General features: G+C 29.6%; 17 protein-coding genes. 4 read left to right on the top strand and 13 right to left on the bottom strand.

Annotation, left to right across the window (positions count from 1 at the left end; translation table 11 throughout):
* Positions 1–49 precede the first annotated feature (49 nt).
* Positions 50–610 (bottom strand): type II secretion system protein, encoded by a 561-nt coding sequence (locus tag CSPB_RS08940; RefSeq protein ID WP_089193131.1) that lies wholly within the window; start codon positions 608–610, stop codon positions 50–52.
* A 151-nt stretch (positions 611–761) separates the two neighbouring features.
* Here CSPB_RS08940 and CSPB_RS03270 point away from each other — a divergent pair, with 151 nt between their 5' ends.
* Positions 762–1,439 (top strand): lipid-binding SYLF domain-containing protein, encoded by a 678-nt coding sequence (locus tag CSPB_RS03270; protein WP_089193130.1) that lies wholly within the window; start codon positions 762–764, stop codon positions 1,437–1,439.
* Between the two features lie 121 nt (positions 1,440–1,560).
* Here CSPB_RS03270 and CSPB_RS03265 read toward each other — a convergent pair whose 3' ends face one another.
* The 7 genes from CSPB_RS03265 to CSPB_RS03235 are packed head-to-tail and all read right to left on the bottom strand — an operon-like array spanning position 1,561 to position 6,821.
* The gene (locus CSPB_RS03265; RefSeq protein WP_089193129.1) at positions 1,561–1,932 is read right to left on the bottom strand and encodes a fluoride efflux transporter FluC; all 372 of its coding nucleotides are present in this window, start codon (positions 1,930–1,932) and stop codon (positions 1,561–1,563) included.
* Positions 1,929–2,606, bottom strand: a complete 678-nt coding sequence (locus CSPB_RS03260) for a lysophospholipid acyltransferase family protein (protein WP_235606497.1) — start codon at positions 2,604–2,606, stop codon at positions 1,929–1,931. Before CSPB_RS03260 ends, CSPB_RS03265 begins: the two co-directional genes overlap by 4 nt.
* Positions 2,584–3,879 (bottom strand): SH3 domain-containing protein, encoded by a 1,296-nt coding sequence (locus CSPB_RS03255; protein ID WP_089193128.1) that lies wholly within the window; start codon positions 3,877–3,879, stop codon positions 2,584–2,586. Before CSPB_RS03255 ends, CSPB_RS03260 begins: the two co-directional genes overlap by 23 nt.
* Entirely contained in the window at positions 3,876–4,541 is a 666-nt protein-coding gene (purQ, locus tag CSPB_RS03250) for a phosphoribosylformylglycinamidine synthase subunit PurQ (protein ID WP_089193127.1), read from the bottom strand. Before purQ ends, CSPB_RS03255 begins: the two co-directional genes overlap by 4 nt.
* Complete coding sequence (purS, locus tag CSPB_RS03245; RefSeq protein WP_089193126.1) at positions 4,538–4,774, bottom strand: phosphoribosylformylglycinamidine synthase subunit PurS; 237 nt, start codon at positions 4,772–4,774, stop codon at positions 4,538–4,540. Before purS ends, purQ begins: the two co-directional genes overlap by 4 nt.
* Before the next feature lie 8 nt (positions 4,775–4,782).
* Positions 4,783–5,502 (bottom strand): phosphoribosylaminoimidazolesuccinocarboxamide synthase, encoded by a 720-nt coding sequence (purC, locus tag CSPB_RS03240; RefSeq protein ID WP_227484144.1) that lies wholly within the window; start codon positions 5,500–5,502, stop codon positions 4,783–4,785.
* 11 nt (positions 5,503–5,513) lie between these two features.
* On the bottom strand, positions 5,514–6,821 hold the full coding sequence (locus CSPB_RS03235; RefSeq protein WP_227484143.1) for a S41 family peptidase: 1,308 nt from the start codon (positions 6,819–6,821) through the stop codon (positions 5,514–5,516).
* Between the two features lie 192 nt (positions 6,822–7,013).
* Between CSPB_RS03235 and CSPB_RS03230 the strand changes: the two genes are divergently transcribed.
* The 3 genes from CSPB_RS03230 to bioA are packed head-to-tail and all read left to right on the top strand — an operon-like array spanning position 7,014 to position 12,478.
* The gene (locus CSPB_RS03230; RefSeq protein ID WP_089193125.1) at positions 7,014–9,590 is read left to right on the top strand and encodes an ATP-dependent Clp protease ATP-binding subunit; all 2,577 of its coding nucleotides are present in this window, start codon (positions 7,014–7,016) and stop codon (positions 9,588–9,590) included.
* Positions 9,590–10,459 (top strand): Ppx/GppA phosphatase family protein, encoded by an 870-nt coding sequence (locus tag CSPB_RS03225; RefSeq protein ID WP_089193124.1) that lies wholly within the window; start codon positions 9,590–9,592, stop codon positions 10,457–10,459. Before CSPB_RS03230 ends, CSPB_RS03225 begins: the two co-directional genes overlap by 1 nt.
* Before the next feature lie 54 nt (positions 10,460–10,513).
* Entirely contained in the window at positions 10,514–12,478 is a 1,965-nt protein-coding gene (bioA, locus tag CSPB_RS03220; RefSeq protein WP_089193123.1) for an adenosylmethionine--8-amino-7-oxononanoate transaminase, read from the top strand.
* On the opposite strand, the gene hisG is transcribed toward bioA, so the two are convergent.
* From hisG to CSPB_RS03195, 5 genes are read right to left on the bottom strand one after another with little or no spacing between them, the layout of a single operon-like run.
* The gene (gene hisG / locus CSPB_RS03215) at positions 12,473–13,087 is read right to left on the bottom strand and encodes an ATP phosphoribosyltransferase (protein ID WP_089193122.1); all 615 of its coding nucleotides are present in this window, start codon (positions 13,085–13,087) and stop codon (positions 12,473–12,475) included. The two genes, bioA and hisG, sit on opposite strands and share 6 nt — an antisense overlap.
* A complete protein-coding gene (locus tag CSPB_RS03210; RefSeq protein WP_089193121.1) occupies positions 13,087–13,707 on the bottom strand; it encodes a type III pantothenate kinase in 621 nt (206 codons plus the stop codon). Before CSPB_RS03210 ends, hisG begins: the two co-directional genes overlap by 1 nt.
* The gene (locus tag CSPB_RS03205; protein ID WP_089193120.1) at positions 13,694–14,026 is read right to left on the bottom strand and encodes a hypothetical protein; all 333 of its coding nucleotides are present in this window, start codon (positions 14,024–14,026) and stop codon (positions 13,694–13,696) included. The genes CSPB_RS03210 and CSPB_RS03205 overlap by 14 nt, the downstream gene beginning before the upstream one ends.
* 5 nt (positions 14,027–14,031) lie before the next feature.
* Entirely contained in the window at positions 14,032–15,036 is a 1,005-nt protein-coding gene (locus CSPB_RS03200) for an L-seryl-tRNA selenium transferase (RefSeq protein ID WP_089193119.1), read from the bottom strand.
* The gene (locus CSPB_RS03195) at positions 15,033–15,593 is read right to left on the bottom strand and encodes a hypothetical protein (RefSeq protein WP_089193118.1); all 561 of its coding nucleotides are present in this window, start codon (positions 15,591–15,593) and stop codon (positions 15,033–15,035) included. Before CSPB_RS03195 ends, CSPB_RS03200 begins: the two co-directional genes overlap by 4 nt.
* Between the last annotated feature and the right edge of the window lie 41 nt (positions 15,594–15,634).

Here is a 15,634-nt window from a genome sequence, read left to right as displayed (position 1 = left end):
GCCCCTCAAAGCAAGGGGCTTATAGTGTTTATAAAATTTCTAAAAGAAATTAGAATTTAACACTCATTCCACTTACTGCAAACTCTCCGTTATTACTATCTGCATCTTCTATTACAGCAGCTGAGTTACTAGTTTTAGCAGTTTTGACAGCTGGATACTTAAATTTACCATTCAAAATCTTATCAATTGATCCCATACTATGAATTTTTTTACAAATAGCATTGTTATTATTTATACCTGTAACTGCTATATGGGCTGGTTTACCGCTACCAACTTCACTTTCATTTATAGGAACTGCTTTATGTAATACAATTGTAAGACAATCAGTTCCAGCTGCTGCCAAATTTCCAGTTGCGCCTTCACCACCATCCTTACCTTCTACTGCTGCTGTGAGTTGAACATTTGTCATTTGTGCTAAATCGTCTGCAAAAGCACCTTGTGAAGTATAGTAAGCACCTAAATCACTTATAATAGTAGAAAGATTTGTCGCTGCTTTTACAGCCTCAGCATCATCTCTAGTTGCTGAAAGTCTTGGGATAGCAACTGCTGCTAAAATACCTAAAATAACGATCACGAAGATCAACTCAATCATAGTAAAACCTTTTTTCATGGTTTTCTCCTTGTTTAAAATTTCACTTTATATACTCTTATATAAAATGCTTAGCAATTGTATTATAAATGCAATGAAAGTTTGCTTAAATTTATCTAAAAATTAAGCAAAAAAATGTATAATAACAAATAAATTTTTTAAGGAATTTAAAATGAAAAAACTTTTATTCATAGCCACATTTTTAGTTAGTTTTTTAAATGCTGATATAGTTCAAAACCAAAAAGTATATGCAGCTACAAATTTATTGCAAGATTTTGCAATTGATAGAAAAATAACTCCAAATAGTAAAAATATGAAAAATGTAAGAGCTATAGCAGTTATACTTGGACTTAAAAAAGGCGGAGCGGTGCTATCTTTTCAAGGTGGAAAAGGAATTTTTGTGATGAAAAATCATGATAACACATGGTCTTCTCCTCTGTTTTTTGACTATAAAGGTGCTGGACTTGGTTTTCAACTTGGATACCAATCAAGCGATGTTGTTATGCTATTTTACACATCAAGATCATTTAAAAACTTTTTTGACTCTCAATTAACACTAGAAGCAAATGCGGATGCGACTTTTGTAAACGGGGTTGGAAGTGGTTATAAAAATGAAATGGGTGAGCTTGCAACATATATAAGAAGTAGTAGCGATAACAAAGGTGTGTTTATAGGTGCTAGTATCGATAGTGCTATGATGAGAATAAATGATCAAGATACAAACGACTACTATGAGAGAATGTATGATTATGAGGATATACTAAATAACTCTCCAAAAGATTCAGTTCAAACAAAGGCTCTTAAGAAAATTTTAGAAAAATACTTCGGAACAGAGCATAATTTCAGATAAATTTGAGATAGCTTTAAGCTATCTCTAAAAACTTCTTGCTTAATTTAAAAACTTGCGTGAAAATTTAGCCTTGCTTTAAATACAGATAAATTCGGCTTTGTCACTAAAAAGCGTTGTATTTTTAAATGTAAAATGCTTTGGCGATGAAATTTCCTATACAACAAAAAGCTAGGCACAAGAAAACATTTAAAAAGATATTTATACACAGCTTTATAAATTCGCCATTTTGTAAATATATAAAATTTTCGTAACTAAATGTGGAAAATGTGCTAAGTCCGCCCAAAATTCCAACAACTATGAAATTTTTTAAATTTGATGATATAAGAAAACTTAGAAAAAATCCTATAAAAAATGAAGATATTAAATTTACTATAAGAGTAGAAAAATAAAAGTGTGTTGGCAAAAGTTTAATGCATAAAATACCAACATAAAATCTAAGCAAAGCACCTATAAAACCGCCAAATCCAACAGCAAACAATGAAGCTATATTCATCTATTTTTATCTAAACACTCTTGCATTTTTATTCTAGTTTTTTCAAGCCAGTTTTCATCGCTAGTATCTATCATATCAAGAGCTATAACCTTTATAACTCCTTTGCTTAATGTAAAGTCTTTGCTATCTAGAATTTTTCTAGTATTTACAAGAACTACTGGTTGAACTTTTAAATTTAACTTTTGAGTTAAAACCTTAGCACCAGTTTGAAACTTAAGAAGCTTTTGCCCCCTACCCCTTGTTCCTTCTGGAAATATAGCTATAACACGCTCATCATCCAATCTATCTTTGACATCTTTTAAAAGCTGAACTATCGATCGCGGATTTTTACGATCAATTGGTATCATTTTTGGTAGTTTTAAAATAAGTCCTATTATGGGAATTTCGCCTATTTCTTTTTTAGCAATCCAACTCAAATTCCCCGGATACATGCTTTCTAAAACTATTATATCAAGCAAACTTTGATGATTCATCAAAATCATATTTGCACTATTATCAAATTTACCATGAAAATCTATCTTAATACCTATAAAAGCAAGTTGAAATTTAGCCCAAAGAGTTCTTATTTTATGATTATGCTTTCTAAATATAGCCATTAATAATATAACCAATAACACAGAGAGAATAAACTCAACACTATAGATAAAAGCTCTAATTTTTAACCAAAGCTTCACTTTTTACCCATCCTATTTGACCATCTTTCATCAGAATTTTTTTATAATCATCTTTGCTACCAAGTATCTTTACGCTTTCATTATTTTTTGATATATAAAAAATAGTAGATCTTTCTGTTGGGATAATCCGAACATTTGAGTTTGCCATAAGTGTTGCTTTGCCAAAAGGATTATAACTATAAATGGCAATTGCTATAAAAAAAACGCTTAAAACAAGCATATAATACTTTCTTTTCCATACAAACATAGCAGCAAAGAAAAGTATCAAAGAATACACAAGCAAATCTTTATAAAATTTAAACTCGCTTTCCTGCGGATTTAATCCTATTTGAGTGCTTATCTCATCACCCTCAACTTCAACTTTTAAAGAGAAATTTTCGAATGTCTTTGACTTTGTATTATAGTAATTAAAATCTAAACTTTTTAAAGTGGGATCAAATGTCACAAAATAAAATGCACTTTGATTGCTATAATCTCCTTTTATAGAATCCACACCTTGTTTTATTATGTGTTTATTGTTTAAATGAAAAAGCGACAAATCGCCGTTTTTTACTCTTGCTTCAACAACCATTATGTAATTTTTATCATCAAAATGGCTTGTTTTGTATTTTAAAATTTTTAAATTGTCTGCAACTATTTGCGAGAAATTTGAATTTGTATTTAATACATTTATTTTTGGAAATTGCGGAGATATAGAAGCAGATTGATAAAATTCTCCATTTTTATTTAAAGTTAATTTTAAATCCATATTAGTATTTGAGCTACTTTTTACAACAGCCCAAATAATGGCTTTGTATTTAGCATTTCCTATATCAACCCATTCAAAGTTTGAATTTAAAATTTCTAAATTTGAAGATGTGGTTATATCTGTATGCATAGATATATCTATATTATCACTAATATCTGCAATAACATCAAATTTAAAAATCTCATTTTGCAATACACTTTTTGGCATATTTGATACATTTAAATTTATTTTAGTAGGTTCAACTTTTTCGTAAATTTGTTCATCTTTTAAATTTAAATTTACCTCATCAGTTGGAGCTACATTTTGCATTTCTTCTACGCTAATTTGATTATTTTGGTTATTTTGTTGCGTTTTTTTATCTACTTGTGAATCTTTTTGTGTAGATTTAAAAAGATCTAAAATTTTTGTATCTTTTTCATCCTTTTGGGTATTTTCTTTAGATAACGCTTCATTAAACATATCAAATACACTAGGTTCGCCAAAAAGAGTTGATATGAAAATTATAGATACTAAAAAAAATCTCAATATAAGAGTCCTTTTAGCATATTTATACCATCTTCACTTCCTAAAAGTTTTTCTACAGCTCTCTCAGGATGAGGCATAAGACCAAAAATCTTTTTATTTTCATCACAAATTCCAGCAATATCGTCAACTGATCCATTTGGATTTAGCGAATTTCCAAACTCATCGCAATATTTAAGCAAAACTTGCTCGTTATCATACATAGCTTTTAAGCTATCTTCATCAACAAAATAATTTCCCTCGCCGTGTGCTATAGGGATATTTAAAATATCATTAATGTTAAATTTAGAAAGAAATTTATTTGAATTACTAACAACTCTAAGATAATGAAACTTAGATATAAAAGAAAGACCTATATTTCTGTTCATTGCTCCATTTAAAAGCTTTAACTCTAATAACATTTGAAAGCCGTTACAAATTCCTAAAACATAACCACCTTTTTTAGCATGTTTAACAACAGCTTTCATAATAGGACTAAATTTAGCAATAGCCGCAGTTCTTAGATAATCTCCGTAACTAAATCCACCAGGCAAAACTACCAAATCAGCATTTATAGTATCTTCTTTATGCCACAAAATTTCAGTTTCGCAATCTAGTTTATCAAAAGCGTATTTTGTATCTCTCTCGCAGTTTGTGCCTGGGAAATTTATAATGGCTACTTTCATAATACTATCTCATAATCTTCTATAACTGTATTTGCAAGCAATTCTTCACACATTTCTTCTATATCTTTTTTGATATCGTTTTCATCTGCTTCTTTTACATCTAAAACTATTTGCTTGCCAATCCTAACACTATTTACGCTATCAAAACCAAGAGAGGCAAGAGCATGCTCTACTGCCTTGCCTTGTGGATCTAAAACTCCACTTTTTAATCTTACATTTACAACTACTTTCATTATCGCCCTTAAGATAAAATTCTTCTTAAAACTTCTTCATAAGCGACTTTTACATTGCCAATATTTTGTCTAAATCTATCTTTGTCTAGTTTTTCATTTGTTGTAGCATCCCAAAAACGACAACTATCAGGACTGATCTCATCAGCCAAAAGTATATTTCCATCTTTGTCTACGCCTAACTCTATCTTAAAATCAACTAATTTAAGATTTTTTTCCTCAAAAAATTTAAATAGTATTGAGTTAATTTTTCTAGCTATTGATTTTAATTTTTCCAAATCATCTTGAGTTTTTACCGCACCAAGGATTATACAATGCTCATCATTTAGTATAGGATCGCCTAAATCATCGTCTTTATAACAAAACTCAACTAAAGGAAACGGAAGCACTGTGCCTTCTTTTATACCAAGTCTTTTTGTAAGAGAACCTGTTGCTATATTTCTTACAATAATTTCAAGTGGAACAATTTTACATTTTCTAACAACTTGTTCAGTATCGCTTATAGTCTCAACAAGAGCTGTTTTTATACCATTTGATTCAAGAAGCTTAAAAAGCTGTGTGCTTATTTTATTGTTTAATGCACCTTTTCCACTTTCGCTTGATTTTTTTTCTCCATTAAAAGCAGTTAAATCATCTTTAAATTCAGCTATTAAATAATCCTGGTCTTCATTAACAGACCACATTTTTTTACCTTTTCCCTCGTAAATCATATCTTTTTTTGTAATTTTCATTTTTAATCTCCTTAATGATTAATTTGTATATTTTGAATTTTAATAGTATCTATAGCAGTTTTAAGCTGTATATCTTCCATAACCTGAGTTTTTGTTATCATATCTTTTTTATCTTCTTCTGTTTTATTACCAGTTTTATTTGATTTTTCAACTTTTTCAAGCTCACTTTGTAGATGTTGCTTTAAATCACTCTCTTTTATGTTAAAATCAAACTCTTTTCTTGGAACAGCCCCAGGATAAACTACAAGATCTGGTTTTACACCAACAGCTTGTATAGTTCTACCACTTGGCAAATAATACCTTGCTATAGTAAGCCTTATAGCTTCTTCTTTGCCAAGAGGCATTACCATTTGAACGCTACCTTTTCCAAATGTATTTTCTCCTATAATAACAGCTCTTTTATGATCTTGGAGTGAACCGCTTACAATCTCACTTGCACTTGCACTTCCACCATTTACTAAAACGGCAAGAGGTGCGTCTGTTATTTTTTTAGAAGATTTTGCATTAAAAATCACATTTTCATTGGAATTTCTACCTTTTTGAGAAACTATAACCCCATCTTTTACAAACACATTTGTAAGATTTACGGCTTGATCTAAAAGCCCACCAGGATTGTTTCTAAGATCTAAAACAATTCCTTGTACTTTTGGATACTTTTTAACTACTTCTACGACTTTTTTTTCTACATTTTGATCAAAATTTGAAACTCTTATGTAAAGTATATTTTCATCTTCTATCATTTTAGCTTTAACAGAATCAACTTTTATAATATCTCTTGTTATCTTAACTTCAATCGGTTTTGGCTCACCTTTTCTAACAAGCGTAAGAGTTATATCTGTTTTTGGTTCGCCACGCATTTTTTTAACAGCTTCTTCTAAATTTGTATTTATAGTAGAATTTCCATCTATCATTAAAATAACATCTCCAGCTTTTACGCCAGCTTTATAAGCAGGTGTATCATCAATAGGGGCAATAACTGTGAGTGCGCCATCTTTCATACCAACAGTTATACCAAGTCCGCCAAACTCTCCACTTGTTTGAACTTGCATATCTTTGTATGATTTTTCATCAAGATAACTAGAGTGTGCATCTAAATTTGATAAAAGTCCAGAAATAGATTTATCTATAATATCACTTAAATTTAAGTCATCTACATAATAGTTTTCAACTATAGACATTACTTTTGTCATTTTCGCTAAAGATTGTGTATTTTTAAGAATAACGCTATCTTCTTTTGCAAAAAGCTCTGTTATGCATAATACAAAAAATACTATAGCTCCAACCAAGCCCAACCTTAAACCATCTTTTGAAAATTTCAACTTTAATACTCCTAGCTCTATTTTAAAACAATATTTTAGTCTTAATTCCCTAAAAAAGATATAAAAATATCTTGATTTTTACTATTTTAATTTAAAAAAATTATGCATAGTTAAAAATATTTATTAAATAAACTTGACATTATTAGACTAAAATTATATAATATCAGCATTATAAATATAAAAGGATTAAAAATGGCGAATGTATTTGAAATTCTAACAGATCAAATGAGAACAAATTTAGAAAATAGCGTAGGTTTAGCACTTCATAGCAAAAATAGCGAAGTTAAAGTTATCCATCTGCTTTGGAATTTGACAGTTGATTCAAATTCTATTTTAAATCAAATTTTTAATAAACTAAATATATCAAAACAAGCAGTAGAACTTGATATAAAAAGCCTAATACAAAATTTACCTACATCTTCAAATGTAACAAAAGAAAACATAAAAATAAGCTCAGAACTTGTTAATTCTTTTGAAAATGCAAGAGGCTATATGGCAAATTTAGGAGATAGTTTTATAGCTGTTGATACTTGGCTTTTAGCGAATTTAAACAACTCTCCTATAAAAGATGTATTATCAAAATTTTCAGATTTAACAGACATAAAAAAAGAACTTACTATAATAAGAGGAGATAGAAAAATAGACTCTCAAACTAGCGATGAGACCCTTGATAGTCTTGCTAAATTTGGTATAGACATAACACAAAAAGCTAGCGAAGAAAAACTTGATCCTGTTATAGGGAGAGATGAGGAAATTCAAAGAATGATGCAAATTCTCATAAGAAAGACTAAAAACAACCCTATATTACTTGGCGAGCCAGGCGTTGGTAAAACTGCTATAGTAGAAGGTTTTGCACAAATGATAGTAAAAAATGAAGTTCCAACAAGCCTTGCAAACAAACGAGTTGTAGCACTTGATATGAGTGCATTAATCGCTGGTTCAAAATACAGAGGTGAGTTTGAAGATAGATTAAAAGCGGTGATAAATGAAGTTATCAAAGCTAAAAATATTATACTTTTTATAGATGAAATTCACACCATAGTAGGAGCTGGTGCAAGCGAAGGGTCAATGGACGCTGCAAATATACTAAAACCAGCCCTTGCAAGAGGCGAACTTCATACCATAGGTGCAACAACTCTAAAAGAATATAGAAAATATTTTGAAAAAGATGCCGCCCTTCAAAGGAGATTTCAGCCTGTAAATGTACCTGAGCCAACCGTGAATGAAGCATTGCAAATTTTACGCGGTATAAAAGAAAAACTAGAAGTCCATCATAATGTTACAATAACAGATAGTGCTTTGGTTGCAGCTGCAAAACTAAGCAATAGATACATAAGTGGAAGATTCTTGCCAGATAAAGCAATAGATCTCATAGACGAAGCAGCAGCAGAGCTTAAAATGCAAATAGAAAGTGAACCTTATGAGCTAGCAAAGGTTAAGCGTGACATAATGACGCTTCAAGTTGAAAATGAAGCTTTGAAAATGGAAAACAATCCAAAAAATGACGAAAGACTAGCAGAAATTCAAAAAGAGATAGCAAATTTAAATGAAAAGAAAAATGCATTAAATTCACAATTTGAAAACGAAAAAGCCGTTTTTGATGAAATTTCATCATCTAAAAAAAGTATAGACTCACTAAAAAATGAAGCAAATTTAGCAAAAAGAAATGGTGAGTTAAACAAAGCTGCAGAGATAGAATATGGCAAAATTCCAGAAGCACAAGCTAAGATAAAAGAACTTGAAGAAAAATGGGAACATATGAAAGAGAATGGCACTTTACTAAAAAACCAAGTTGATGAAGATTTAGTAGCTGGAATTTTAAGTAAATGGACTGGTATAGATGTATCAAAAATGCTTACAAGCGATAAAGAAAAATATCTAAATGTTGATAAATATTTAAAACAGAGCGTTGTTGGTCAAGATGAAGCTATTTTTGCTCTTTCAAGGGCTATTAAAAGAAATAAAGCTGGTCTTTCTAATGAAAATCGCCCAATAGGTAGTTTCCTTTTTCTAGGACCAACAGGTGTTGGAAAAACACAGAGTGCAAAAGCTTTGGCTAAATTTTTATTTGACGATGAAAAAGCTTTGATCCGTTTTGATATGAGCGAATATATGGAAAAACACAGCGTTTCAAGATTGCTTGGTGCGCCTCCTGGATATGTTGGGTATGATGAAGGCGGACAACTTAGCGAAGCAGTTAGAAGAAAACCTTATAGTGTTTTGCTTTTTGATGAGATAGAAAAAGCTCATAAAGATGTTTTTAATATTTTACTTGGAATATTAGATGATGGTAGAGCTACTGATAATAAGGGCGTTACTGTTGATTTTAAAAATACAATCATTATCTTGACATCAAATATAGGCTCAAATTTCATAATGGATTTACAAGGAAATGATAGAGATAAAGCTATAAAAAATGAGCTAAAAAACTATTTTAAACCTGAGTTTTTAAATAGGCTTGATGATATAATAATATTTAATCCACTAAGCGAGGATAATCTAATTGATATTGTAGATATAATGTTTAAGTCTTTAGAAAAAACACTAGAAAATCGCTCAATCAAATCAAGCATTACAAATGATGCAAAAAAACTCATTGCTTCAGCTGGATATGATAGGGATTATGGCGCAAGACCATTAAGAAGGGCTCTTTATGATTTAGTAGAAGATGAAATAGCTGAGCAAATTTTAAAAGATGAGATAAGAAGCGGTGATGAGATTGTCATAGATGCAAAAGGCGAAGATATAATCATAAAAAAGTATAAATAATGGTAAGTAGTATAGATTTAGGATCAAATACGCTTAGAATTTGCGTTATGGATGAAAATACAAATATCATTAGCTCAAGTGAGGCTATAGTTGGCTCAGCAAGAAATCTAAAAAAAGATGGAAAACTTGATAATGAAGCAAAAAAGCGTATAATATCAGCACTTGAGAAATTTACACATAAATACGATCTTTGCAAAAGCAAAGCCGTAGCAACTGAAGCTTTTAGAATGGCAAGCGATAGCGATGAGTTTTTTAGGGAAATTTATGCTAAATTTGGCATTAAATTTGAAATAATTTCAGGCGAAACCGAGGCAAAACTTACTGGGCTTGCCATAAAAAATAGATTAGAAAAACTTCAAATTTATGATAAAAATGCACTTTTTATAGATTTGGGTGGTGGAAGCAGTGAGATATCTTTTGGGGATAATTTTAAGAGTTTTAAATTTGGTATAGTTACATTTTTTAATGAGTTTAATTCTTTAGAAAAAATGCAAGAAAATGCCGGTTTTGTCGTAAAAGATGCTACTAAATTTATACAAAAATTTAATTTTGACAAAGTTGTTTTAACTTCTGGAGTTCCTACAACTTTGGCTGCATTAAAGCTTAAAATGGACTATGAAAGTTATGACGCAAATTTAGTAAATGGAACAAAATTAAGCTACGAAGAGATAAAAAACGCTATCAATGAAATATCGCTTTTAGATGTAAATTTAGCAACAAAACTGCTAGGAAAAGATAGGCAAATTCTTATGATAGCTGGATGTATTTTACTTACAAATATGCTTAAAATTTGTCAAGATAAAGAATTTATAGTTATAGATGATGGGCTTAGAGAAGGAGTTTGCTTATATCAACTTGCGAAACGCTAATAGCAATTTTAGATTTTTGTAGTATAATCCTTGCTTAATTAAAGGAAGTATAATATGAAAAAATCGTATTTTATAACAGCAACAGATACAGATGTAGGAAAAACATTTGTTACCACATTATTATTAGCAAAACTTATATCTCTTGGCATAAAAACAAGAGCAATAAAGCCAATTGAAACAGGCTTTGAAAGTAGCGGGGAAATACCACAAACTAGCGATATAGCTTCATATATGAGCGTTGATAAAAATAGTTGTTTTATACCAGCTTATACTTTTAAATATCCAGCTTCTCCGGATTTTGCAGCAAATTTGGAAAAAAGAAGCATTGATATAAATAAAGTTTATGATTATTGTATAAAACATATGCAAAGTGCGGATATTACGCTTATCGAGGGAGCTGGAGGTATTTTGGTACCGCTTAATAAAGAACAAAATTTCTCTCACCTTATCAAAATGCTAGGAATTAGCGTAATTTTAGTAGTTGAAAATAAGCTTGGGGCCATAAACAATACTGTTTTAAATATTGAATTTTGTCAAAATAATGGTATAGATATAGCTTGTATTGTTATGAATAAAACAAATTTAAATGATAAAATCGCTCTTAGTAATATAAATTTCATAAAAGAAAAATACGAAACTCCAGTTATAATCGTGCAAAAATATCAAAATAATGCTTTTAAAAATATCATAAAAGATGTGGATTTTAGTGAGTTTTTAAACGATTTAAACATACAAAAAGATGAGTATAAGTTTGATAGTAAATTTGATAAAAACCATATTTGGCACCCATATACTTCTATGCTAGAGCCACTAAAAACATATTTTGTTAATTATGCTTACGATAAATATATTTTTACAAATCAAGGCAAACTAATAGACGCGATGAGTTCATGGTGGGCTGTGTGGTATGGCTACAATAAGGAAAATATCAACAAAGCTGCAATTTCACAAATAAATAAATTTTCTCATGTGATGTTTGGTGGCATTACGCACGAACCTGCCATAAATTTAGGAAAAAAGCTAATTGAGATATTGCCATCGAGCTTAGAGCATATTTTTTATAGCGACTCAGGTTCAGTTAGTGTAGAAGTTGCTATAAAAATGGCACTTCAATATCAGCATAACAAAAACCCTAAGAAAACAAAAATTTTAACCCCTTTTGGCGGTTATCATGGCGACACATTTGGAGCTATGAGCGTTTGCGACCCTATAAATGGTATGCACTCACTTTTTAAAAATACACTTGCAAAACAGATATTTTTTGAAAAACCAAAATGTGCTTATGATGAGCAGTTTAAAGATAGTTTTTTAGATGATTTAAAAATAAAACTAAAAGAGCATAAAGATGAAATAGCTGCTATAATACTTGAGCCTATAGTTCAAGGTGCTGGTGGAATGTGGTTTTACAATAAAGAATATCTTAAATTTATAAGGGATATTTGCGACAAAGAAGATATTGTTTTGATATTTGACGAAATTGCAACTGGTTTTGGTAGAACTGGGGAAATGTTTGCTATGGATTTAGCAAAAGTAACGCCTGATATAGTATGTCTTGGCAAAGCTATAACAGCAGGATTTATGAGTTTTGGCGTAACCATAGCAAATAAAAAAATAGCTCATGGTGTATCAGAAAATAATCTACCTTTTATGCACGGACCAACATTTATGGCAAATGCAATGGCTTGTAATGTGGCACTAGAAAGTATCAATACTCTCCTTAGCTCAAATTGGAAAGAAAATGTGCGAAATATAAGCATATGGCTAAAAAATTCTCTTGAAAAATGCAAAGAATTTGATATAGTAAAAGATGTTAGAGTTCTTGGAGCAATCGGTGTTGTTGAGCTAAAAACGGATGTAAATATAAAACACATTCAAGAATTTTTTGTTAAAGAAGGTGTTTGGTTAAGACCTTTTGGAAAGCTAATTTACACAATGCCACACTTTAACTTCGATAAAAACGATATAGAAAAAATTTCTAATGCTATTTATAAATGTATAAAAAAAGAGGCTTATTTATGATTTTACGATATTTGAAATTTTATAAAAAAGATTAAAAACTTCATCTCTTTTTATGATATAGCTAGTTTTATTTGCTATAAGATGGGCTGAGCTATCCATTATAGTTTCAGCCACTTTAAGACCATTTTGCTTCATCGTAGTTCCAGTTTCCACAACATCTACTATAATATCAGCAAGTCCTACAAGTGGAGCTAATTCAATAGATCCATAAAGTTTGATTATATTTGCAGCAATTGCTTTTTTAGCAAAATATGTTTTTGATATATTTGGCATTTTTGTCGCTACTTTTATCTCAGGAAGTGAGTAATTAAGCTCTTCGTTTTGTCTTATACCAACACAAACTCTACATTTTCCAATGCCTAAATCTAAAAGTCTAACAACTTCTGGCTTATGCTCTTCTAGTACATCAAGACCAACAACGCCAATATCCGCAGCCCCGTTTGTAACATAAACTGGAATATCTTGATTTCTTACCATAAGAAATTTAAAATTTCCTTTTTGAAGTATAAGCTTTCTGTCTTCAAATAAAAAATCATCACTAAAAATTTCGCTAAAAATTTTCAAAGTGTCATCAGCTATTCTGCCCTTTGGAAGTGCAACTGTTAACATTACAATCCTTTTTCTCTTATAATTTTTAACATTCCTCGAAATGAAGCGGTTTTATCATATATAGCTTTGTCAAAAAATTTTATAAAAAACTCGCCGTCTCCGCCTGTAAAAAATACTTTTTTACCTTTTGACATATATTCTACAATTAAAACTATAGGCAATATTGTGCCATAACTAACAGCATTTAATGTATTTTGCGGAAAAGAATCTAAGCTTATTTGTGTATTTAATCCAACATTAAGCCTTGGAGAAATTGAACTATAAGCTTTTTGCAAAAAAGAAAGACCCGGAAGTATAGTGCCACCAAGATGAACGCCTTGATACATAATATCGATAGTAATAGCACTTCCAGCATCCACTATAGCTCCATCGCTTATAGCATAGCAATTTGCTATCCTATCCACACCAAGTCCAACATAATCACACTCTAACTCAAAATATGGTTCTAAGTCTATAAAATTTGAATTTGAAATAATTTTATCTTTTACAGACTCATTTACATTTATGATATATACTTTTTCTTTTGGCACATAAGACATAAAGTTAGCTATATCCATGCTACTTATCTTGCCGTCATCAAAAAAATTTGCGTTTGTATTTCCAATATTACACAAAAGCATAACTTTTCCAACCTTTTTGTTTAAATGCGTTTAGAGTTTTTGAACAAATATCAGAGTTATAAAAACATACAAGTTTTTTGATACTTACACCAGTTTTAATGCAAATTTGAGAATGCAATTCTTCTATAAATTCGAACTCTTTTATTAAAAATCTACTTTTAGCATTTCTGATTAAAACTATGGTATAAAAACTCTTAGTATCTACACCATAATAGCATCTATATGTTCTTTTTTTTGTAAATTTAGAAAGGTCGATATCTTTTAAATTTTTTAAAAGTAACTTTTTATCTTCAAAAAGTTTACAAATTTCTTTTTCCATGATTATTATTTTATTTCTAAATATCTATCATCGTAATATATGCCGTCTTTAGATACAAAACTTCTATTTTCAACTTCATCATCTAGTTTGTAAATTTCTGAATTTTCTAAATTTTCATCAATTTTTATGATATGTCCATTTTTTTCAAGAGCATATAAAAAACCATTTTTTACAACTACATTTGAAAATATAGCAAATGGAAAATCTTTGCTTTTTATTCTTCTTAAATCCAAATCAGCTTTGATTATATTTCCATCTTTTTCAAAAATAAAAACATTGTCATTATATATTTTGATATTTTTTATTTCCCCTCTATGATTTGTTGTTATAGTTGGACTTATCATTATTATTTTTGTTGCAGTTGCAGCAAACATTCTATCTCCTATAACATCTAAATATATAATATTGTTAAAAAATGGCTCATTACTAACAACAACATCTCTTATGATTCTTCCACTTTGTTTTTCTACAACAATAATTTTTCCATCAAGTGTTGGGAAAATTATTAGCGAACTCATAAAATATGGAGGTGCCATACGAGAATCTTGTGCATATGTTATACTAGATTTATAATCTAATAAAATTTCATTTGTATTTATATTTATTAGCTGTATGTCATTTTCGGAGCTAAGAGTAGCAAGCAATTCTCCATCAGTTGCAGCACTAACTATAGCAACTGGAAATTTTTTAGAAAATATAACTTTACCATTATTATCTATAACATAAATTTCGCCATTAAGCTTTGATATGATAAAAGTATTATTTGTATGGTCTAACAAGGATACATTTTTTGAAACTTTTAAATTTTTTTCAATACCATTTAAACTAATAACAGTTCCATCTTCTAAGATGGCTCCATTAATAGTTGTTGAAACTATTTCTGATGGCAATTGAGATGTAAATTTCATTTCACCAGCGACATTTTCTGGTTCAAAATATTGTCTTTTTGTTGTACATCCTGATATAAAAAATGCGCATACAAATACTATTAGTAATAAATTTTTTTTCATTTTCGTGTTCCATTATAGTGTTTTAAATTTTTTATAATTTTTTGTAAGTTTGAATCCATTGGAATTTTTGAAAACTCTATGTCTGCCTTTCCAAAATCACCATTTTTTATAAACTCAAAACCTTTTAACAATGCTGCATAATTAACTAGTAAAGTATCATTATTTTTATTTGTTTTAAATTTAGCCAAATCAATCAAAAATGGGTCAACGCATTTTAAATTTTTTAGCTCTTCTAAATTTGAACTACTATTTGTATCAGATAAAATATACATTGCATACAAAGATGGTGCTTTTTCTTTTAATAGTTCTTTATCGCCTTTTTGCTCTTTATTTTGAAAAAGCCTATTATAAGCTTCATTTGCGCTAATTATATCTGATTCTTTTTTGTATTCAACAAATTTATATATAACAAAAGCACTAAGTGCTACAACTAATATTATGATTATAGATTTAAAATACTTGTGAAAAAATCTCTCACCTTTTATCATATTTTCCAAAAACTGCTCTTCAGAGTTAATTTCTGATTTTATGGACTGTAAATTATCTTTTAAAGCCAATGTCTAATCCTTGCTAATAAAAATTTTGGCTTGATTGTAGC

The organism is Campylobacter sputorum (assembly GCF_002220775.1).
GTDB classification, from domain to species: domain Bacteria; phylum Campylobacterota; class Campylobacteria; order Campylobacterales; family Campylobacteraceae; genus Campylobacter_F; species Campylobacter_F bovis.
Note: the sequence above shows the minus strand (reverse complement) of the source record. Positions and strands in the feature narration are given on the sequence as shown.

Bases quoted from the DNA above. Each gene is read 5' to 3' on its own strand.
- CSPB_RS08940 (WP_089193131.1), bottom strand. From the start codon at position 610: ATGAAAAAAGGTTTTACTATGATTGAGTTGATCTTCGTGATCGTTATT.
- CSPB_RS03270 (WP_089193130.1), top strand. From the start codon at position 762: ATGAAAAAACTTTTATTCATAGCCACATTTTTAGTTAGTTTTTTAAAT.
- CSPB_RS03265 (WP_089193129.1), bottom strand. From the start codon at position 1,932: ATGAATATAGCTTCATTGTTTGCTGTTGGATTTGGCGGTTTTATAGGT.
- purQ (WP_089193127.1), bottom strand. From the start codon at position 4,541: ATGAAAGTAGCCATTATAAATTTCCCAGGCACAAACTGCGAGAGAGAT.
- purS (WP_089193126.1), bottom strand. From the start codon at position 4,774: ATGAAAGTAGTTGTAAATGTAAGATTAAAAAGTGGAGTTTTAGATCCA.
- purC (WP_227484144.1), bottom strand. From the start codon at position 5,502: ATGAAAATTACAAAAAAAGATATGATTTACGAGGGAAAAGGTAAAAAA.
- CSPB_RS03230 (WP_089193125.1), top strand. From the start codon at position 7,014: ATGGCGAATGTATTTGAAATTCTAACAGATCAAATGAGAACAAATTTA.
- CSPB_RS03225 (WP_089193124.1), top strand. From the start codon at position 9,590: ATGGTAAGTAGTATAGATTTAGGATCAAATACGCTTAGAATTTGCGTT.
- bioA (WP_089193123.1), top strand. From the start codon at position 10,514: ATGAAAAAATCGTATTTTATAACAGCAACAGATACAGATGTAGGAAAA.
- hisG (WP_089193122.1), bottom strand. From the start codon at position 13,087: ATGTTAACAGTTGCACTTCCAAAGGGCAGAATAGCTGATGACACTTTG.
- CSPB_RS03210 (WP_089193121.1), bottom strand. From the start codon at position 13,707: ATGCTTTTGTGTAATATTGGAAATACAAACGCAAATTTTTTTGATGAC.
- CSPB_RS03205 (WP_089193120.1), bottom strand. From the start codon at position 14,026: ATGGAAAAAGAAATTTGTAAACTTTTTGAAGATAAAAAGTTACTTTTA.
- CSPB_RS03200 (WP_089193119.1), bottom strand. From the start codon at position 15,036: ATGAAAAAAAATTTATTACTAATAGTATTTGTATGCGCATTTTTTATA.